13 protein-coding genes are annotated in these 20,511 nt (G+C 41.3%); 10 read left to right on the top strand and 3 right to left on the bottom strand.

The features are described from left to right. Positions 1 to 161 precede the first annotated feature (161 nt). The 4 genes from SYJ56_RS02540 (at position 162) to SYJ56_RS02525 (ending at position 4,879) form a co-directional block, all read left to right on the top strand. On the top strand, positions 162 to 464 hold the full coding sequence (locus tag SYJ56_RS02540) for a hypothetical protein (protein ID WP_323832061.1): 303 nt from the start codon (positions 162 to 164) through the stop codon (positions 462 to 464). Between the two features lie 74 nt (positions 465 to 538). Beyond that, positions 539 to 1,099: an RNA polymerase sigma factor gene (locus tag SYJ56_RS02535; RefSeq protein WP_323832060.1), complete on the top strand. Its 561-nt coding sequence runs from the start codon at positions 539 to 541 to the stop codon at positions 1,097 to 1,099. Next, positions 1,089 to 1,940: an energy transducer TonB gene (locus SYJ56_RS02530; RefSeq protein WP_323832059.1), complete on the top strand. Its 852-nt coding sequence runs from the start codon at positions 1,089 to 1,091 to the stop codon at positions 1,938 to 1,940. The genes SYJ56_RS02535 and SYJ56_RS02530 overlap by 11 nt, the downstream gene beginning before the upstream one ends. Further along, the gene (locus tag SYJ56_RS02525) at positions 1,937 to 4,879 is read left to right on the top strand and encodes a M43 family zinc metalloprotease (RefSeq protein WP_323832058.1); all 2,943 of its coding nucleotides are present in this window, start codon (positions 1,937 to 1,939) and stop codon (positions 4,877 to 4,879) included. The genes SYJ56_RS02530 and SYJ56_RS02525 overlap by 4 nt, the downstream gene beginning before the upstream one ends. Before the next feature lie 243 nt (positions 4,880 to 5,122). Here SYJ56_RS02525 and SYJ56_RS02520 read toward each other — a convergent pair whose 3' ends face one another. Both SYJ56_RS02520 and SYJ56_RS02515 read right to left on the bottom strand, forming a co-directional pair. After that, the gene (locus SYJ56_RS02520) at positions 5,123 to 5,491 is read right to left on the bottom strand and encodes a MoaF-related domain-containing protein (protein ID WP_323832057.1); all 369 of its coding nucleotides are present in this window, start codon (positions 5,489 to 5,491) and stop codon (positions 5,123 to 5,125) included. Between the two features lies 1 nt (position 5,492). Beyond that, positions 5,493 to 8,477 (bottom strand): PVC-type heme-binding CxxCH protein, encoded by a 2,985-nt coding sequence (locus tag SYJ56_RS02515; protein WP_323832056.1) that lies wholly within the window; start codon positions 8,475 to 8,477, stop codon positions 5,493 to 5,495. Positions 8,478 to 9,857: 1,380 nt separating this feature from the next. Between SYJ56_RS02515 and SYJ56_RS02510 the strand changes: the two genes are divergently transcribed. Further along, entirely contained in the window at positions 9,858 to 11,618 is a 1,761-nt protein-coding gene (locus tag SYJ56_RS02510; protein WP_323832055.1) for a rhamnogalacturonan lyase family protein, read from the top strand. A gap of 180 nt (positions 11,619 to 11,798) precedes the next feature. Next, positions 11,799 to 13,094 carry a serine hydrolase domain-containing protein gene (locus tag SYJ56_RS02505; RefSeq protein ID WP_323832054.1) on the top strand — a complete coding sequence of 432 codons (1,296 nt, stop codon included), beginning with the start codon at positions 11,799 to 11,801 and terminating at the stop codon, positions 13,092 to 13,094. A 433-nt stretch (positions 13,095 to 13,527) separates the two neighbouring features. On the opposite strand, the gene SYJ56_RS02500 is transcribed toward SYJ56_RS02505, so the two are convergent. Then, positions 13,528 to 15,363: an alpha/beta hydrolase-fold protein gene (locus SYJ56_RS02500; protein WP_323832053.1), complete on the bottom strand. Its 1,836-nt coding sequence runs from the start codon at positions 15,361 to 15,363 to the stop codon at positions 13,528 to 13,530. A gap of 500 nt (positions 15,364 to 15,863) precedes the next feature. On the opposite strand from SYJ56_RS02500, the gene SYJ56_RS02495 reads away from it, so the two are divergent. The 4 genes from SYJ56_RS02495 (at position 15,864) to SYJ56_RS02480 (ending at position 20,493) form a co-directional block, all read left to right on the top strand. After that, a complete protein-coding gene (locus tag SYJ56_RS02495) occupies positions 15,864 to 16,382 on the top strand; it encodes a hypothetical protein (RefSeq protein WP_323832052.1) in 519 nt (172 codons plus the stop codon). Between the two features lie 406 nt (positions 16,383 to 16,788). After that, positions 16,789 to 18,678 carry a hypothetical protein gene (locus tag SYJ56_RS02490; RefSeq protein ID WP_323832051.1) on the top strand — a complete coding sequence of 630 codons (1,890 nt, stop codon included), beginning with the start codon at positions 16,789 to 16,791 and terminating at the stop codon, positions 18,676 to 18,678. Next, entirely contained in the window at positions 18,671 to 19,432 is a 762-nt protein-coding gene (locus SYJ56_RS02485; protein WP_323832050.1) for a nucleotidyltransferase domain-containing protein, read from the top strand. Before SYJ56_RS02490 ends, SYJ56_RS02485 begins: the two co-directional genes overlap by 8 nt. After that, the gene (locus SYJ56_RS02480; protein ID WP_323832049.1) at positions 19,429 to 20,493 is read left to right on the top strand and encodes a nucleotidyltransferase domain-containing protein; all 1,065 of its coding nucleotides are present in this window, start codon (positions 19,429 to 19,431) and stop codon (positions 20,491 to 20,493) included. Before SYJ56_RS02485 ends, SYJ56_RS02480 begins: the two co-directional genes overlap by 4 nt. Positions 20,494 to 20,511 lie beyond the last annotated feature (18 nt).

The raw sequence follows: 20,511 nt of genomic DNA, 5'->3' as shown, positions 1-20,511 counted from the left end.
CAGCTGATACTTTATTCATTGAGCACAATCGCTGGTTTGTTAGGCGCGGTGGGAGGACATCCCGAAAGCTTTCGGGACGGGCCAGCGTCAGGCATGTGCGGTTGAAGCTTTGCTGTGTCTTGATCTTTTGGTTCTTTTGCATCAAGGCAAAAGAACAGAGAATGAAAAAGGTTCAATTGCAAATCGCATTTTACCTAAGAGAAGAGAAAGTAGGGAATACCAATTCAGGATTGCAAATCCCAAACAGCGAGAACAGCTGGAAAAACCAGATTGCTTCGTCTAGCGAACTCCCTTTGGTCGTTCTTTTTCCTCGCAAAGACGTACACACCAAAGGAGATTGCAATCCGAAAGCTTTCGGAACCCGAACAGCTGGGTCGTTTGGGATATTAATTTATCCGTTAATAAACTCCCAAACCATTCTTAATTCTAGTAAGCACATTTCCGATAATCTGATTTATTCTTAAATAAACTCCCATCTGGGTGTATCTTTTTGGAATAGTTGCATTATACAAATGTGTCAAACAATGAGTTACTTTTTATGGGTAGTGAAATTTCGGTAAGTGAAGAATTTCTAATTAGGCAAGCTAAATCGGATCCGACTCATTTTCGTGAACTTTATGATCTATACTTTGAAGAGATTTTTCGCTTTATCATTAGGCGTGTTAGGGAAATAGAAATATCAAAAGACATCACCCAACAGGTATTCCTCAAAGCGCTACTAGGCCTGGAAAAATATGTTTATAGAGAGGTCCCATTTTCCTCCTATTTATATCGCATAGCGGCAAATGAATGCAATCAGTTTTTCAGAGACAGCAGCAAAGTGCGGTATGTCTCTATGGATGCCGACATCCAAGCCTCATTAATCACTGAAATAGAACCGGAAGAGTCCTCTAGTGAGACGGATCTGTCCAATCTAAGTAAGGCTCTTGAAGAGCTTTCCATCAAAGAACTTTTGTTGATAGAGCTTCGATTTTTTGAAAAAAAGGGGTTCAAAGAAATAGGGTTTATTCTCAATATAACTGAGAACCTGGCCAAGGTGAGAACATATAGACTGCTAAATAAAATTAAAAAGGTACTTGAGAAGAGCCATGAAAAATAAGATTGAAATTATTGAAAATGTCTATCTCACACCGATGGATATTGAAAAGCAGAAGGATTTTGATTCAATCCTTCAGAGTTACAAGAACAGGAAAGCGAGTCCATTTAATTGGCGAAAAGTCATGTGGTTTTCACTTGCTCTTGTTTCCTTCAGCGTAATAGGACTATTGATTTTCAACAATGCAAACCAAGCTAATAAGAATGAAAGCGCTGTATCTGATATCGTCGATTACCCTAGTGATGATATCGTTGATCAGCCGACTGGAGAACATAATAGTAGTGGTACTGAATTCATTAATGACTCAACAATAACTGACTCAGCACTTATTGAAAAGACGGAGATCCCTGCAAATGTACAGCAGCAAAAAGAAGACAACGAGTATATTGAATTCGAGTCAGAAACGATTGGTAAACGGGAAACCAATCCTATCGACATTGAAGTGCCTGAGAAATTACCGCTGAAAATTGAAGTTCCCAATAAGGTACCGTTGATTGTCCCGGAAGAGGCGAAGGATATTCAAAAGAAATTAAGCGTCACGTTAGAAGAAGCCCATCCTATTGATGGGTTTGAAAGTTTATACGCCTGGTTTGAGACAAATATTACTTACCCGGAAGAACATAGGAAAGACAGGATAGAAGGCTCTGTGAAAGTTTCTTTCCTAGTTGCCGAAGACAGCACCATAAGCGCAGTCAAAGTAACTCAATCCTTAGGATTAGCCTTTGACCAGGAAGCTGTTAGGCTGATCGAGCAGATGCCCAAATGGGTGCCTGCCAAGCGCAATGGAATTCCATTTTCAAAAAGATTTGTTTTACCGATTGGCTTCAAAATAGAGAGTCGGTGAGGAGTTCTTTCTTTATACTGGCCCTACTTCTTTCGACAATCCTAGATGCTCCTTGTCAAATATCAGATCAAGGCAATGCCTGTCTGTATCTTGAAGAGCCTACTAGAGATGAAAAGATAGCACTGGCAAAAGAATTCAGAGCATGGAGTGCCAGTCAAAATAATACGTTGAGCAGTAATGATTTAGAGATATGGACTGTTCCTATTGTCTTTCATGTGATTAGCTCAGACTTACCATCTCTGGCATATTTTGAGAATGCAGTGAGTGAACTTAATGATGCGTTTGCAAATAGAGGGAGTTTCAATACTTCTCAGGGAGCTGATACCGGAATACAATTCTGTCTTGCATCCACAGCTCCCGATGGGGGAGCCACTACAGGAGTCAATCACATTCCAAGCGATTATCAGAATACTGATAAGGATTTAGATCATAGAGAGCTGGTTAATCATTCGAAATGGGATGCGACTCGCTATATAAATGTTTGGCTGGTTAAGGATATAACCGGAGAAGCCTTGGCCTATTATGAAGGAGAAAACTGGTGGACAAGGCTAGGAGTCGGTGGATATGCATCTAGAGACGGAGTAGTTGCCACATCAGCTGGAGCCGGTCTTTTAGCGCATGAAATTGGTCATTACTTTGGGCTGTTACATACATGGGCTGGGAGAGATTGCAAAAATGATGACTGCCTCGTAGATGGAGATATGGTTTGTGATACCCCTCCGGATAAAAGCGTAGCCGAACCCTGTGGCGGCAATTCTTGTGATACGGATGTTTTATCGAATTTTAGTAATGGAAATTTCTTTACTGATGTAGCTGATATGAGTACAAATTTCATGGATTATTCTCCATGCAAGGTTGATTTTACTTTGGGGCAAGCAGAGCGGATGCGCTTTACTCTTGAAAGTACGTACCCCTCTTTGTTTTCTAGGGGTTTGTCACATCCATTATGCGAAACTCCTTGCGATGACAATGCAGCCGTCCAAATTTACATGGACCGCCAATATCCAATACCGGGCGAAAATGTATTTTTTACCAATGAACTTTCCGGCAATATCACCAACCCAACCTATAAATGGTTTGTAACTCCGCTTAGTGGTGACTGGTCTAGGTCAGAAAACCCATCTAACCAGGTTTCAGCATCATCTAATTTGAGTTACTCCTTTGCTAATGAAGGTCTGTATAGAGTTACTCTTCAGGTTTTGGATGCAAATGATCCTACTTGCTTTGTCTCATTTTCGATGAATGTAAATGTTAGCTGTGGTGTAGATTCCAGATTTTATCCAGATAAACGTTTGATAGCTTCCAAACAGCCACATGCTTTGTTCACTGACTCGGTCACATTCACCAATCGTTCCTACAATGGAAGTTCTTTTGAGTGGACGATTACCCATCAGAATTTTAACTCCAATTATCCAAGCCTGCCTCCGTTTCGTTCTGAGGAAACTAATTTGACCTATTATTTTAAAGAACCGGGAGATTATCAGATTTCTCTACTTGCACGAAACGGCAATTGTTTAGATGAGAGCAATACATTCCTTCTGAAAGTCGACGATCCCACCATAGATGGAAGTCCTGAAATCTCCCAAGTCACCTGCTTAAACGAAGATTCCTTTCAAGTAGCATTCACCCTTTACAACTATGGCTATGATACGGTTAACGTTAATACGCCTGTAGCATTTTACGATGCAAATCCAAGTCAATCGACAAGTGCACAACTTCTGGGTGTATGGAAGCTACCCAAGATTGTTTATGGATTTGATGAGGAAGATTTCTCAGCTGTAGTAGAAGGAGATATTCGATCTATCCAAGAACTGTTTATGGTGTTCAATGATACCGGTACAGTTGATTTACCACTTGTTTTCCCTCCCGGAGATCAAGACCAGCTAAGTGTAAATACCATTTTCCCACCTTCTGGATATTCTGAGCTTAGGTATGACAATAACTACAGTAGCTACCTGCTGAATTCTGAGAGTTTTGCCCCTTTTAGTTTGTCCTCTGAGCTGGATCAGCCCAGTTGTCCGGGAAATTCGGATGGAGTGATTCGTATCAGTGCAGAAGGAGGCTCTGGAACCTATAATTATGCCTGGGATCATGATCCTGAGTTGCTAGAAAATACTGCCTCCGGGCTCGCTGCAGGAACTTATACCGTAGAGGTAAGTGACCCATTGACCTGTGCTTTCGAGCTCTTGGAGTTTGAGTTGATTGATCCTGAACCGATAGAAATCACTGTGGAACCTATACTTGTACCCACGACTTGTGCAGCAGGAAATGACGGGGAAGTGATACTAAAATTAAGCGGAGCGGTAGGGGAATTACAGGTTATTGATTACCCTTCGGTTTGGGATGGGGAAACGCTTACCGTAAGTGGGATTTCCGAAGGAGATCTTTCACTTTCTATCCAGGATGAGTCTGGTTGTAAGATATCTTTTGATGGGGAAATGACCGGTCCAGAACCTTTACAAGTCAATTTTATTCAGAAAAGCCCAAGTTGCCCGGGGAAAAATGATGGAGAATTGATCGCTGAAGTTACCGGAGGAACTGCACCGTACACCTATCTATGGGCTGAAGGCTCCACAAGTCAAACACTTACAGGCTTAGACCCTGGAATATTCGAAGTAACGATTACAGATTCTAATGGATGTACTATAGCTGCAAGTGGTGAAGTAGAACAGGCTGTACCTCAGGTAAGAATGCCAACAGGATTCAATCCTCAAGAAGGTCCATATTTCCCTGTTTTCACCTGTGAAATAACCTTTAAACTGATGGTTTGGAATAGATGGGGACAGCTGGTGTATGCCGGATCAGAGGGCTGGGATGGCAAAATATCCGGAGTAGAATCTCTGTTGGGCGGTTATTCCTACTTACTCCAATTTAGCTATGTCCAAGATAATCTTATTAAAACCGGTGAGTTAAGAGGTGGGTTTGTTTTGATTCGTTGAGGAATGTGATGTGAGTAGGCATGGGCTGGATAAGGGGGAAGCTCTTCTTATACAGGGCTAGAAAAGAATTTTTTACCACATAGCTCACATCAGGCACATAGAATTTACAGGCGGACATGATAGTACCGGAATTACAAATTCCTGAGATAGAAGTTCGGGATTGCAAATCCCAAACAGCTGGTTGCATTCCGAAAGCTTTCAGAACCCAAACAGCTGAACAGCTGGCTTCCCATTTATCCTGTGCTATTCCACAAACAATATCTCACCCTGACCCGCACTGACTTCACGTCCCCAAAGCAAGTGGTTATAAACTTTACCTTTTTCAAAATCAAGAATTTGACTCACTCCAATTCCATTTGCTTCTCCCCAAGTGATAAATAAAAGATGGGCGTCAACCCATTCTGAAAAATAAATTTCGTCTTCACTGGCTCCAGTTTCATCACCAGCCACCGCCACCCAATGCAAGGTTGAATCCGAGTCAAATCTTACATGATATTTACTTTCTCCATATTGATATTCAATCGTTTTCCCCACCAAAGTCATTTTTCTCGGTTTTTGACAAGAAAAGGTGAATAAAACCAACATCATGAATAGTGTGCTTAACTTTTTCATATCAGAGATTTCCCTTCTGTAAAAATTCTAACAAATCAGCCATTTTCTGAGCGTCCATACTATTTTCTAAACCTTCCATCATAAGAGAGGTGCCAAGTGACCGAAAGGATTTAACCTCCGATTTTGGAATCCTTACATTTTCGCCCCCCATTTTTTTAATCGAAATTTCCTGATCCGTCTCCTGTGCTATGATTCCTATATGAATAATACCTTCTTTCGTTTCCAAACGATGATTGATGTATTGAGGGTCAGCAGCAGCATTGGGATCTAAGATATCATGCATCAGGGTTTCCTTACTCTTCCGGCCGATTTCAGTCAAAGCTGGTCCTACCTCATTTCCAAGAGAACCATAGCGATGACAAGAAGCGCAAACTTGTTCAAAAACTGCCTTTCCAGAAACTTCAGAACCTGATAATCCAAGAGCTGGCTTCATCTGATCTATGGCATGCTGGCGGTTGCTGACTCCTGAATCAGTAAAAAGGTTTTCCGCTCTTCTCTTTGTTTCGGAATTATCGGTCCACCAGAGTAACTGTCGTCTACGCTCCAAATCAAAATTCATCTCGCCAATATTGATGCTTCCATCCTCTAAGCCAGTAAGTAAAGCATCGTGGTGGGTCTCATTAAACAATAATAAATCACTGGCATAGCGACGGGTCTGAGGACTCAATTCACTCCATATCTCAACTAACTGATTTCCGATACTTGGTTCATTAATGGTAGCGAGTTGTTGCAATGCCTTTTCTTGGATTTTTAGAGGTTCTGATTGGCCAAGACAGAAAAACAGCGCGTTCGATTTTTCGCGAAAGGGTAGCAGGACAAGTAATTCCATTTGCTGAAGGCGGATGCTATCGGTCAGGCTATGATCCATGACCTTGGTGAGGGCCTGACGACTATATTGGAGAAATTGGGCGCTAGGGGGAAGTTTCAATTTATATCTCAGAACAGCCAACTCAGAAATTAATCCTGGATATTCAGTTTGCTCCAACAGTTGGATTGAAGTTAGTATACCAGGGCTACTTTTAGTCAATTGATTGGTCAATCCACGAATCAAGAGTTGTTTATCTGGTAATGGGATGATGGATTTCACCATCGCCTCCATCAGCTGGTCTACACCAGGTTGTTTTCCAGCGGTGTGTGCCAGGGAAGCCAAAAATTGGGAGGAAAAATCCTTCGGTTGTGTACTGTTAAGTATTTCAGCCAATAAAATCCCGGCAGCATCTTGGCTGGCCAATACCATTGCGGTCAAAGTCCATGATTCTACAATGCCTTTCGCTGATTCTTTAAGTTTGTTGAGTATTTGTTGTTGATGTGCCTTAAAAGACTCTTGTGGAAGGGTGGATAGTGATAAAGCAGCTTGCATGGCTACCCGCAGGTTGGGATCCTGAAGCAGTGCAAGGCAGATTTCCAATAGTTCGTCATTGCTTTGAAGCCGACCTTCCGCAAGTTTTAAAGCAGTTTCACGGATCGGAAAGGAGGAACCCTGTAGAGCCTGAATCAATTCAGGATCCGTTAATTCGTCCTTGTTATCCAACAACCAAAGGGCTTGAAGCTTCCCCATTTCGCTGGAAGTAGAAAGTAAACTCCTTAAATTTTTTAAAGCATTGGTATCAAGTTGTTGATCCATCAACAACCGATGAGCTGTCATGCGCACCCATTGGTTGGTATGTGAAAGACTTTCGATTAATCTTGCTTGCTCCTGAAAGTGAGAAAGCTGGAAATTCTCAGAAGTCCCCATTTTCCTAATCCTATAAATCCTTCCTTGATCTTTCCCTGCTTCCAGATCCAAGGTCTTTTCTATAGCATCAGGTATCCATTCTGGGTGTTCTATTACCTTTCTATACATATCCACAACAAACATGTCTCCATTTGGGACTACAGACATATTAACTGGTCGGAAAGAACGGTCAGAACTTGCTAAAAAATCTCTTTTTTCCCCATCTCTAGAGGCAGTGAAAGAAGCCCCATTATCTGTGATATGATCTACATGTATCAAATTTAAGACGACATCAGCTACCCATATAGTATGGTCATATTCTTTACCAAAAGCACTCCCTCCATAATGGGTGATTCCACAGGAACCAGAAAAGTAGCCAGATTGCTCTGGGTGATTTACTCGTGACTCCTGTTCTCCAATAGGGTAAATCCTAGCCAAACCATTGTCATCATGATCTGAAATGTTTTCCAAAAGATGTTCCTGATACAATTGATTTCCATTGACATAACGATCCGGAATGACCAAATGGGAAATGTGAATCAAATTATGAGTTTCAAAAATGTGCCCCCATTCATCAACCCCCAAACCATACCCACCAGATGATTCTCCTAAGCGTTCCAAGGTTTTGGTTTCCAAATTAAACCGGAAATCCTGTCCGCGAAGCTCCATCTGGCTGGTAGTATCTCCCCACCAATAGGGAGCTCCGTCATTTCCGCCATTGGCAGCATAAATCCAATTATCCAGGCCATAAGTCAGGCCATTGTAATTGTGTTGGAGATTTCCGGTAGAGAATCCTCCCATTAGGGTATCTACCTGATCCGGAACATAGTTTTGATCATCATCTCTTACAAATAAAAGGTAGGGGGGAGCCGCGACCAGCACCCCTTTTTTATAGGGTAGAAATGAGCTTGCCAATTTCAGGTTCTCGACAAACACCTGTGAATCATCATATATCCCATCCTGATCAGTGTCCTTTAGCAGTACGATTCTACTTTCCTGATCCTCAAAGGGATATCCAGGCATCTCCAGGACTAGGGCATTACCTAGTTCATCAAATTCAAGATCAACTGGATCCTTGATCAATGGCTCAATCGCAACCCGGGATAATTCAAAACCTGGAGCAATTTCAAAGCTTTCAAGAGTCTCCATACCTTTGTTGCAAGAAAACAAAGCACTACTGAGAAGGAAAGTTAAAGTGAGGTAATGCAAACGCATAGGAGTAGATATACAATAAAATAGTTTATGATTATCCGTATTGATGCCAGTAGACATATTTCCTTTGTTTTACTGGCTGGAAGACCGATGACGGATGACCCAAGTGGCCTTGACGCTAGTGTTTTCCGGATCCTATAATGCTTCTATCGCTTTACTGGCACAAAAGCAGATATACAATAAAATAGTTTAACTGAAACACGAATCAATACGTCATCCCCCAAAGCCACATAGAGAACTTAACTGCTTAAAGTACTGAAAATTAAGAAAATTGGACTAGTGATGCTTTGAGAATTTCACAGAGGGTCTCGCTGGCTCTGGCTGGTGCAAGTCTCCAGACTTGTACCCATAATAATGCAGTCTCCTGACTGCCAATAAAAGCTAATTATTGAAATCTAACCCTTTTGTGCAGCAGATGTTTATTTGAAATCGAGCATATCAAAGTCGGCACACAGAGGGATGATTATCTACCATGCGAGATTCCATGTGACCTTTGAAAGATAAATATAAACACATGAAATCGAGCATGACTCAAGAGTCACACAGAGGAATGATTATCTGTGATGCGAGATTCCATATGGCCTTTGAAAGACAAATTATAATCATATGAAATACCCATGACGGGCGGACGACACATAGGGGGATGATTATATCCCAGCATCCACCGCATCAGCAGATTTGTTTGTGGTTAGGGCGCGCTGGGGTGACGCAGCAGCGAGCCAGGCGGCTGGACTGCGGGATGAAGCTTTGCTGGCGTCTTGACTTTTTGGTTCTTTTGCGTCAAGGCAAAAGAACAGAGAAATCGAGCCTGCCTGGCAGACAGGCATGACTCAAGCGTCACACAAGAGGATATTTAATAACCCAGTAAACTCACACAACTATTTCTCTTAAAGAACTAAAAAATTTAACTTATAATCATATGAAACATTAAATATCCGAGTCTCTTTAGGTGCCAAACTTATTAATTGAATGCTACTGAACAGCTCCAGAGGAGCGACATAGTTGTATCCTGCCCGTGGTGGGGCCATGGGTGAATTTTGCGGAACCATGGTAATAAGATCACCAAACAATTCCTTTCCCAGGAAAAATATTTTATGGAGACGTATATCTATGCAGGAGGATGACAAAGGATTCTATTTAATCAAATATGTATATCCGCATGAGCGCACGTTTTAGAATTATGTCAGGTTTTAGTGATGAAAAATCCCCCTTGCCCCCTTTTAGAAAGGGGGAATTACCAAATATGAACTTCTAGCATTGATCCAAAGGACATACGTTCAGTTTTGCGGATACACATATTAATCAAATAGCCTGCAATAGCATCATAGAAAAGGTTGAGGCTTTGTTATCGGAATTACATATCAATAGTAAGTCTAGCGGGTATTTCACAGACCTACATATTTTTGATAACTTCCCTTTCGTCCAATTAATAGACCCGCTATGATCAAGCTAATACCTTTATTCCTTGCCATTTTTTTATTGCTTTATCAATTCAAAGTAAAAGCGGGTATACCAGATCAAATCCTCTTAAACCAAAACAATCCCAACACAGAAACTATCATTGTACCGGCCTCTGATTTTCTTTATGAACTTCCAAAAGGGGATGTCATAGCAAGCTCATGGGCTTTGAGAGAGGAATGGGTTTTTAACAACACAGCGATTGTGCTGAATTCCGCGAGCAACCTTTTGACTCATATTACGGTGCAGGAATCTGGTGAATACAAGCTGTTTGTAAGAAGCAAGGGCAAATCGAACAGCTCTTTTAAAGTAGCAGTCAATGAGCAAGTCACTGAAAGTATTTTCGGGAATGATTCACTGATGACATGGAAGCAGGGGGGTAGTTTCGACCTTCAGGCAGGAAGCAATGTCGTGAAGATAACCAGAATAAACAGTGGTGCTACATTTGACGTGTTGGCTTTCACTGAATCTGCCACTTTGGAAGAGGCGGATATCAGACCCTATGAACTTAATGAAGATGTAAAGCTGCTGAAGGAATATACAATTCCAGCCTCCAACTCAGTGAAATTTGGAGATCTCAATGGGGATAAGCTGACAGACTTTATTGTGTTTACAAGGGACTATTCCGCGCATGCATTTGATACTAGTGGAAAGGAACTCTGGTCTTGGGAAGCCCCTGAAGAATACCGTCGGGAGCGATCAGAATTTGAAGCTCCGGGCGTAGTTTGGGATTTTGATCAGGATGGACAGGCTGAACTGGTTCACTGGCGTATGTCCGGTGAGCAGGAATGGTTGGTCATAGCTAATGGTCAAACAGGTGAAGTAATCAGGCAAACGGAATGGCCTACCAAAGCATTACCTCATATTTACAATAACTTTCGCCTGGCCATAGGCAAACTCACTGCTGGAGATCCCAATGAAGTAGTGGTGTTCACAGACATGGGCGGAACCATCAGAGTGGATGCGTATGACAGCAAACTTACACATTTGTGGAACCATACCGAAAGCCGGAAAAAGGATAACCTGGGCCATTATGTGTACCCCGTAGATCTGGATGATGACGGACTGGACGAGGTATTGGTAGGGTCACTTTTACTTGATTCGGAGGGAAAGGAAATCTGGAACCGTTTTGACTTACTAAATGACAACCATGATCATGCTGACAACTACAAGTTTGCGGACATAAACGGAGATGGCAAATGGGAAATTATTAGCGCCAACAGCGAAACAGGTGTTTTCATGTATGAGGCATTAACGGGCAAAATCCTGTGGCAAAACATCGCGGAACATTCCCAGCAGATAGAAGCGGGATATTTTCTTAAAGACAGGAGCGAGCCTCAGGTTGTGGTCGGTGCCCGGACCTATGGCAACCGACAGGCCGGAGAGCAATATCTGTGGAGCCAACTGTATTGGTTTTCCAATAAAGGGGAAATGCTTTTTAAGTGGCCTAGGAAACCCATCAATGGAAATCCCGATTTCGTAAAAGGAGATTGGAAGGGTGACGGAAAGGATTACTTATTCTGGTTCAAATTTTTCATCAATGATGAAGGGGAAGGGGATTTATATTTTCCCGATCCGGTCTTTCATATGTTTGACTTTACCGGTGATGGGGCAGAAGAGGTAATAACGCTGGATGGGAGAACACTACGCGTATTTGGCACAAAGAATCCTCAGGTAAGTAATGACAAAAAAGAAAATCTTAATTATCTAAAACACAAAGTGGTAAATCATACGCATTATTAGTAGATCTGAATATTTGGGGAAGAGGTAGAATTATTTTTTTTACCGCATAGGAGGCGCGAAGGGCACAAAGAATTTCGCAAAGTTATTCTTCAAACGAAAAGCTCCGAAGGTCGCCGCTTATACTATAGCCAGTTATTTTTCGAAAGACTTTTGCATATTTATGCATACAACTTATCCCAAATGAAAAAATTAGCGTTTTCGTTTTTCTTACTTACTTCAGTGATGCAACTTGGATTTGCTCAACGGGAACTGATCCATGCCAAGCCCTCTACATTAGGATTTGATGAAGATTTCATCAACCAAAAAGTGGATTCTATTATGGAAATGGGAATCGACAGTTTGGCTTTTCCGGGAGCACAACTTTTGGTAGCAAAGAACGATACGGTTATTTTTCACAAAGCCTACGGTTATCATACCTACGGCAACAATCAACCTGTCGCATTGAACGACTTATACGATTTAGCCTCGGTGACCAAAATTGCTGGGCCTTTACCCGCTTTAATGAAGTTGGTGGACGAGGGGAAGCTTAATCTGGACAAACCTTTCAGTACCTATTGGAAACCTTGGAGAAACCGAAAAGACAAAAAAGACCTAACGCTCCGGGAGATTTTGGCACATCAGGCAGGTTTAGTCCCCTACATTGTGTTTTTGGAAAAAGTGATTCGGAAAAATGGCAAGATCAAAAGAAGATTTGTGCATCATTTATCCGATAAACGATTTCAAGGGCAAGTATACGATGGGCTTTATATCAACAATCGTTTTGAACGGAAAATGAACCGGATCATTAAGCGGTCCAACGTCTCGGATGAAAAGAAATACCTGTATTCGGGACTCACTTTTTTGATTTTTCCTAGTTTGATCGAGCAACTCACAGGAACGGACTATCAAACCTATTTGGAAGAGAACTTCTATCAACCTATAGGGGCTAATACCTTGGGATATCTACCTGAGAGAAAAAATTATGTAAACAACATTGTCCCCACCGAAGTGGATTCCCTCTTAAGAAAAACCTTGGTAAAAGGATGGGTACATGACGAAAACGCAGCTCTTAAAGGAGGTGTCTCGGGTAATGCAGGTTTGTTTGCTACGGCAGATGACTTGGCCAAATTGATGCTCTTTTATCAAAATTATGGCAGTGTGGATGGCCATCAGCTTATTTCAGCCGAAACTGTGAAAGAGTTTACTGAGGTGCAATTTCGCGAAAATGATAACCGCCGTGGTCTGGGTTTTGACAAGCCTCTCTTGAATAATGCCGAGCTACCCTTGGCGGAAGCTTATCCTTCCCCTTTGGCAAGCCCCAAAAGTTTTGGCCACTCTGGTTTTACGGGAACTTTTGTGTGGGCCGATCCCGATAAAAAGCTCACTTTTATATTTCTATCCAACCGGGTTTATCCGTCTAGAGACCACCAAAAATTGTATAGTTTGAATATTCGAACAGCTTTGCAAGATGTTTTTTATCAGGCAGAAGACCACTAGTGATTGTCATCTTCTTTAACCATAAGGCTTAGAAATTTGTATTTGAGATAGCCGCTCTATAGTAGGGCTACAATAAAAAGCTCCTTAGGAGAGAAATTTTGTATCCAGCCCCCATGGTGGGGCCATGGGTACAACAGTAAAGTTCTTTTTTCTTGTCCTTTTGGCTTGACCCAAAAGGACCAAAAGGTCAAGTCGTGGCAAAGCTTCCACCCGCTTACCTATCGCCGGCCCGCTGCCACGACCGCCCACCGCGCCCACACAACTGGCGATAGTGGTAAATAATTAAGCACTTGCTTATTGCTTTGAATGAATATATCAATTTATATCACCACCCAGCAAGCTCCGTAGTAGTAAAAAATAAGCCTCCAAAATCTGAGTTATGTAGGTTTTGGAGGCGATTTTAAAGTTTTTTGGGCTAATTAATCCGTTTGGCTTAGTCCATGTTTTTCTTTTCCACAACCCAGCCTGCTGATTTTGCCAATGCCGGAGGATTGCTGGTGAAAAGCTTTCCTGCTTCCTCATCTCCTTTAAGTTGCCACTTATACCAGTTAAGAGCTACCCGGGCAAATTCCCCACCATGTGGCTGTCCATAGGTACCCCCATGTCCCACATCCAGATTGCCCACAAATATGGGAATATGATTGATGCGGCTGAAATCGTCCATTCCATTTCCATAGGCGATGTCTGATTCTCCACCCAGCAAATAGAGGGTAGGAACTTTGATTCTTTGCAATTGTTCCTTACTGACCTGTGGCATGCCGGGCATCCCCGCACCTGGATTGCCCAATACTCCACTGTTGAATACTCCAACTGTCGTGATTCTGGGATCACCGGCAACTTCAATAGTCTGTAGGCCCCCGCAAGACATACCGCTCACTGCAATGTGACCGGTGTCGATCTTTTGGTAATAAGGGCTTTTGGGATCATTATTTTGTGCAATGGCCCAGTCTAGGGCATCCAGTAGTTTTTGCGACTTGGAACGAATATCGGTCTGTTTAGGCATCGTACCGATTGCGACGACCAGAAAACCATGGGAAGCTATTTCATTCAGGAAGTTGACATGCTCCCAAGGAGAATCGTAGCAGGCACCATTGCCCCAAGCGATAACTGGAAGTTTGTGTGCTCCTCCAAAAGCATCTGTATTCTGCGGCCTAAAGATGGTATGCGTAGGCAAGCTGGTTTCCGATGTCATCACGGCAGGATATTGTCCTGTACCACCATTTTCAATGATTTCGCTGACAGTGCTTTCCTGAAAAACAAGGTTCTCAGTAAAGAAAGGCAAGGCTTTGGTTTCTATGCGTTCAGCGATGCGGTTGAGATGGTCACCTTCGTAGCTTTCATAAAGATGCTCGATCTGATATGCGTCCAATACCTCATGTAGCTTTTGGGTAGCCTCGCTGATGCCTCTATCCTCTGTGCCGGCATCCATTCCTATGGCTTTTAGCTTTTTGAGGTTTGGGATATATTGATCTATAGTGGTGAGCGTTCGGCTGGCGATGATCTTATTGATAATGTCCTGTCTTGGTGATCCGTCCTTCGCTGGGAGGTCCAGATAAAATGGAGGATTTTGGGAATTTGGCGCAAAGGCAGCAGAAGTAGCAAGTGCCGCTATCTCGAAAAACGAGGCATCCTGCAGTTGATCAGGAGTGAAGTTTTCCAACTTGGAAATCATCTCAGGATTGCCGCCTGCTCCGCCGTCCATACAGCAAGGGCTAAGGGCATAGATTGCAGCATAAACCTCCGGATATTTCATGCCCAGTCGTAGTGTACCATAGCCTCCCATAGAATGTCCGGCAAGTCCTCTACTGGCCTTATTGGGCAGCGTTCGGTAGTTGGAATCTATGTAGCTCACTAGCTCTTGGGTGACAAAGGTTTCCCAGTCGCCTATGGTGGCCGAACTTGCATACATGCTCCCTTTAAACCTGTTGTAAGCATTGGGCATTACCACAATCATCTCTTTGGAACTTCCGGCCGAGAGGGACTGCTCGATCACATCCTGAAGGTTGATCCAATGATCTTCCCATCCAAACCACTGGGAATCCGTGTCGGTAAATCCATGTAACATGTAGAGTACTGGGAAGTTTCTGTCAGGATCCGTTTGATAAGAAGGAGGGAGATAGACTGTCACATCCCGGTCTGCAGGGTCACCAATAAGGTTGCCCTCCAGTGCTTTGCTATGTACTTTGACTCGTTCTTTGGTTCCGTTTTGTGCCTGAGTGACAGTCAATCCGAGACATAGGAGTAGGGTAAGTAGAAAAGTTTTTTGCATAGGTTAATGGGTTTAGGTCTTTTGTAAAAATAGGTCAAAGTGAGAAGTTGTCCAACCGCTCTTGCTTAGATTATGGTTCGCCAGGGCAATGACATTTCCTTCAGGAGAATGGAAACGAGTTTCATTTTGTTCACATTGATGAGATCATCCGATAATTATGATTAACCGAATTACAAATTCCTGAAATATAGGTTCGGGATAACCTTTGAGGTTTTTTTACACCTCGAAGGTTTCAGATCTGCAGAACAATCTTCGACTTTATATCTTCGATATTCATCGGGAGCAAATAGCTGAGTGATTTTTTTTAAACCGCAAAAGGAGCGAAGCACACAAAGGTTTCGCAAAGAAGATTATGATTCACTAAACCCCAAATACTATTGAAGCTTCAATATCCAGCTTTCGGCTTATATCACGGGCCACTTTTAGTGTAGGTTCACTTTTCCCGCTGAGGTATTCAGGGCAAAAGGGAAGACCATTGTGCCTTAAGGATTTTTTTTAGCATGCCTGAATTAATGGAGGACTATTCTCTGGAGGAAATCCTGAAAGGAAAGGTACCACTGCCCATCGCCTGTGATAAAGAATGCCGTTCCATGGTTAAAATTGGGTTCTATCTGTATACGTTGTTCCATTTAAGTTGGAGCTTGGTGGGAGAGGGGCTTTACCAAAACCCTTCTGCCACCTGGCCGAAGATAGACCCAGAGGATTCCAAAAGGGAAACCATCTCATTGGCCTTGGGTACAGTCAGTCATGGTGAGATACAACAGGAATTTGGGCAAACGATAACGTCTATTATCGACGATTCCTATTATCAGGAGTTTATGGAAAGCTTTAAGGATGTGGACATAGATATCAGTGCTGAGGAAATTTATGCGTTGGAAAACGACCTCAAACTTAAGAAACATATGCAGCTAATGATCTGGGCAGTTATGATGCGATGTATTTTTATTTTCGGGATTGAGGGGGAGTCTCTACACTGGGATATAATTCTCAGCGAGCTAAATAAAACTGTAGCAATTTGAGCGATATGCTGTTGTAATTGGGTTCAAATCTAGTGAACCCATTAAATGAGTTAAAACTAAATCATTTGCTTATCTTGGTTTCTGAAGATACGGAAGTAGACATGTAGGAGAATTTTTGGTGGCAAAAAAACTCGGTATCAATAATTCAGCTGCACAAGGACAATTTGAAGCACTAAAAGAAAGTGATAGAAGGAGTTGGAGGAACCAGAGGATTTTGGAGAATAAAAAAGCAGGTAATCATAGACGCAATTAAGTGTTGGACTGAATTGGCTGAAAGAGGAGGAGAGGGTATGGTCGTCACATCATTGGATAAGAACATAAAAATCTTGAAGAATAGAGGGATGTATATTTGGAGTGATGGCTTTAGAAAGCAAAGCTGTTGATCCGAGGTTGTAAAATTGAAAGTATGAGATTCAGAAAAATTCTTTTCCAGAAAGATGGAGTTCCAGATCAAACCCTCAATAAAAAGCTTGAGTATTTTCATCATTACTGGTCATTGGTTTTACATACTGACAAAAGGGATAAATCACTGTACTTAGATGCAGCCAAGTTTGATTCTCACCGATCACTACTTAGTAATTGTCTTGTAGAATTAGAATCTACAAGTGATCAACATGTAAAAAGATCAATAAGCAATATTCTAAAATTGTACTTGTCGTCTGGCTTATTTCAAAAAGGAAACCTTTTTATTCGAGAGAATTTAGAGATTAAAAAAAGCTTCGACAAGATTAAAAAGGAGCTTGAATCAAATAAGGATAAATATTCACGGAAAGAAGCGGTCAATAAAATTCCGGAGATACGGAATTTAATATTAGGTGATCAAAACTCTGATTACACGGGGTTTATAACTAATTATTTGGTCAAAATATTCTCTAATGAGAAAGACTTAGATAGCAGAATAGAGCAAGATTTAGATTTTTTAGTTAATGCTTTAATTGTTGAGTTTTTCCACATAGGATATTCCATAGATTTCATAAAAAGAGTACCTGATATTATTCTCTTCATGGAAGCAGGGTTTCCTCATGAAGTTTTTGAGGAAAACAAAATCCCTGAAAATACCCAAAAGGTTACTTTAGATACACGATTGAAGGGATTACAAGCCTTTCTTCTAAGGGAGGCTCTCGATGGATATTACCTTTTCAAGGTTGATGGAATTGATTTCCAGTTAGATAAACCAATTAAACTTTGGGGTAAAGAAATATATAATCCAAAAACTCAATCTAAAATAAACAGACAAGGAGTTGAAGAGTGGATTTATCAAAGTTGGGTAGAATCAGAATTGTTCTACAGTGGAAACGAAATGTCTACTTGCAATATTTTAGTTCCTTTCCAATATCAGTATGAGGATGGTTTCACTGTTGGCCAAGGGAGTCTATTCAAGGCTTTTAGAAGCGCACAGGAAACACTTGTGGGTCTAAACCGGATTACGAATATGTACAACACCATTGGTAACCGACATAATGGCACCATCGATATAAGGAACCGTATTATTCTTTCATCACAGTTTTATTCGGTTAAATCTCCCCATCGTCCATTCAACCAAGTTGAGAAATTGGAATTACCGATGCCTCAACTAAAAATGGCACATAACTTTGTGGACTACATGAATTGCCTCAGTGTGGAAGATTTATTGCACAAAAAAGTGATCGAGTGTAATTCATTGCTTCAGAAGTATCGGAACGAACCTTGGAAATTCAAATTCAATGAACTGTGGATTAAGGCATTTGAATCATTTTTTCCTAACGATGTTCACGAGATTAAGAGGTTTTCGTTAAAATGTCTTATTCTAAGATTGGACCGGCATTATATCAACTACTTAAAAGGCTTTTTTTATGACTCACTAGGGAGACAATTCAATCCTTTGGAAGGATCCTATCAATCTTTTTCAGAAGCAGACCAAATAAAACTGGAAATTCTTCATATTGAAATTGGGCAGGAGATTATTGCTGGCAATGATTTTAAACAGAATTTCTTAACCATGTCAGAGAAAATTGGCTCTCGAGTATTAAGTAAGAATCTGCAAATGGCTAAACATCACACAGAAAGAAAAGAAGACTTTATTAAGGATATAGAGCGATGGGTTGACACTGTTTTAGATCAAGTATATGCACAAAGAAACTTATATGCTCATTCAAATAGTATTGATGAATTTGGAGCTATGAAGCTCAAAGAAGACTTTATCTATTTGGCGAGCGTAGTAATTGGAGAAATTCATTCCAAAATTTACCACGGATCAGCTGCCCCAATCAAAGCAATCAGTGACGAATTTGACATAGTGGAGAAAACTTATGAATGAATTGATTAAGAATCAGCTTTCTGAGATAGAGAATACACATTCAATCAAGATCCTCTTTGCCTGCGAATCAGGCTCACGGGCTTGGGGATTCCCATCTCCAAATAGCGATTATGATGTCCGCTTCATCTATACGCACGATCTTGATTGGCACTTGTCGCTTCAGGATAAAAAAAACACCATTGATCTTCCAATTAATGATGATCTGGATATTGGTGGTTGGGAAATCAAGAAAGCGCTCGGGCTGCTTTGGAAATCAAATCCACCTTTATTGGAATGGTTACAATCTCCAATCGTCTATCAGGAAGAAAATAGATTCTTGCAGGATATTCAAGACTTATCTTTAGCGTACTTTTCACCAATTGCCGTCATGCATCATTACCTGAGTATGTCGAAGAAGTACTATGAAGCTTGTAAGGAAAATGATCCTGTTAAACTTAAGAAGTATTTCTACGCACTTAGAACCGCTATCGCTGGAAAATGGGTGCGAGAGATGGGGACTATGCCACATATCGAATTGACAAAGATGTTTGATGTCGTAACGGAAGAGGTGCGTGATAAAATCCAAGAACTCATCAAAATAAAATCTCAGCAAAATGAAGATTATCTGCACAAAAAAGAGCCTTTGATTGATGATTTTCTTACAGAAACCATCAGGGAAAATGAAGCTGTTGCCAAAGACCTGCCTTCAGCAAAAGGAGATATTGAGCGGTTGGACAGTTTCTATCGAAAAGTAGTAAAAGGAGAATACCAATGACATTAGAAGAACTCTATTCAAAAGATATCATTGTCTTTGACTGCCTCAGCGGAAGTCACGCCTATGGGTTGGCCACTCCTGAATCTGATGTTGACATAAAAGGCGTGTTTATACTGCCAGAAGAAGACTATTTTGGTTTGAATTATGTAGAGCAGGTCAACAATGAAACCAATGATATTGTCTATTATGAGTTAAGACGTTTTGTCGAGCTACTTTCAAAAAGCAATCCCAACATCCTGGAACTACTCTACACACCAGATGATTCAGTACGCAAGGTTCATCCAACATTCGAAAAACTTAAATCCATGAACCTTCTGTCGAAACAATGTAAAGAAAGTTTTGGTGGCTATGCCATGACACAGGTTAGAAAGGCCAAAGGACTGAATAAGAAGATTCTAAACCCGATGGAAAAAGAACGAAAAGGTTTTTTGGATTTCTGTTTTATAGCTTATGAACAAGGCTCAATTCCGGTCATGGATTTTTTAGCCATCAACAAAATTGATCAGTCTAAATGCGGTCTTTCACGAATTCCACACATGCATGAGATGTACGGATTGTACTACGGAGAAACGTCGTTTAAAGGAATTGTAAGAAAGGAAAACGCCAATGAGGTTTCATTAAGTTCTATCCCTAAAGGCATTGATCCACTTGCTGTTATGTCATTCAACAAATCGGCCTATTCTAAGTATTGTAAAGATTACAGGGAGTATTGGGAATGGGTTGACAAGAGGAATGATGCCAGATATCAAGACACATTGGATCATGGAAAGAACTATGACGCTAAGAATATGATGCACACTATCAGGCTTTTAACCATGTGTGAAGAGATTGGTTTGGAGGGAAAGCTTAGTGTCAAAAGGGAAGATAGAGATTTCCTGATAAGAATAAAGAAGGGTGAATTTCAATATGATGAGCTTGTTGAAATAACTGAGGCCAAGATTGCCTCTATCAATGCTGTGTATGAAAAATCTGATTTGCCAGACCAACCGGATAAAAAGGAATTGAATAACATGCTTGTTAAAATCAGAAAGGAGTTTTACGCGGCTTCTAGCCCTAGATGAAGTTTTACTATTTGTTAC

The sequence above is a fragment of the Algoriphagus aurantiacus genome (genome assembly GCF_035156405.1).
Classification (GTDB): domain Bacteria; phylum Bacteroidota; class Bacteroidia; order Cytophagales; family Cyclobacteriaceae; genus Algoriphagus; species Algoriphagus aurantiacus.
Note: the sequence above shows the minus strand (reverse complement) of the source record. Positions and strands in the feature narration are given on the sequence as shown.

What these genes read in the sequence shown, in the direction of transcription:
- SYJ56_RS02540 (WP_323832061.1), top strand. Translation starts at nt 162, where the DNA reads ATGAAAAAGGTTCAATTGCAAATCGCATTTTACCTAAGAGAAGAGAAA.
- SYJ56_RS02535 (WP_323832060.1), top strand. Translation starts at nt 539, where the DNA reads ATGGGTAGTGAAATTTCGGTAAGTGAAGAATTTCTAATTAGGCAAGCT.
- SYJ56_RS02530 (WP_323832059.1), top strand. Translation starts at nt 1,089, where the DNA reads ATGAAAAATAAGATTGAAATTATTGAAAATGTCTATCTCACACCGATG.
- SYJ56_RS02520 (WP_323832057.1), bottom strand. Translation starts at nt 5,491, where the DNA reads ATGAAAAAGTTAAGCACACTATTCATGATGTTGGTTTTATTCACCTTT.
- SYJ56_RS02515 (WP_323832056.1), bottom strand. Translation starts at nt 8,477, where the DNA reads ATGTCTACTGGCATCAATACGGATAATCATAAACTATTTTATTGTATA.
- SYJ56_RS02510 (WP_323832055.1), top strand. Translation starts at nt 9,858, where the DNA reads ATGATCAAGCTAATACCTTTATTCCTTGCCATTTTTTTATTGCTTTAT.
- SYJ56_RS02505 (WP_323832054.1), top strand. Translation starts at nt 11,799, where the DNA reads ATGAAAAAATTAGCGTTTTCGTTTTTCTTACTTACTTCAGTGATGCAA.
- SYJ56_RS02500 (WP_323832053.1), bottom strand. Translation starts at nt 15,363, where the DNA reads ATGCAAAAAACTTTTCTACTTACCCTACTCCTATGTCTCGGATTGACT.
- SYJ56_RS02495 (WP_323832052.1), top strand. Translation starts at nt 15,864, where the DNA reads ATGCCTGAATTAATGGAGGACTATTCTCTGGAGGAAATCCTGAAAGGA.
- SYJ56_RS02490 (WP_323832051.1), top strand. Translation starts at nt 16,789, where the DNA reads ATGAGATTCAGAAAAATTCTTTTCCAGAAAGATGGAGTTCCAGATCAA.
- SYJ56_RS02485 (WP_323832050.1), top strand. Translation starts at nt 18,671, where the DNA reads ATGAATGAATTGATTAAGAATCAGCTTTCTGAGATAGAGAATACACAT.
- SYJ56_RS02480 (WP_323832049.1), top strand. Translation starts at nt 19,429, where the DNA reads ATGACATTAGAAGAACTCTATTCAAAAGATATCATTGTCTTTGACTGC.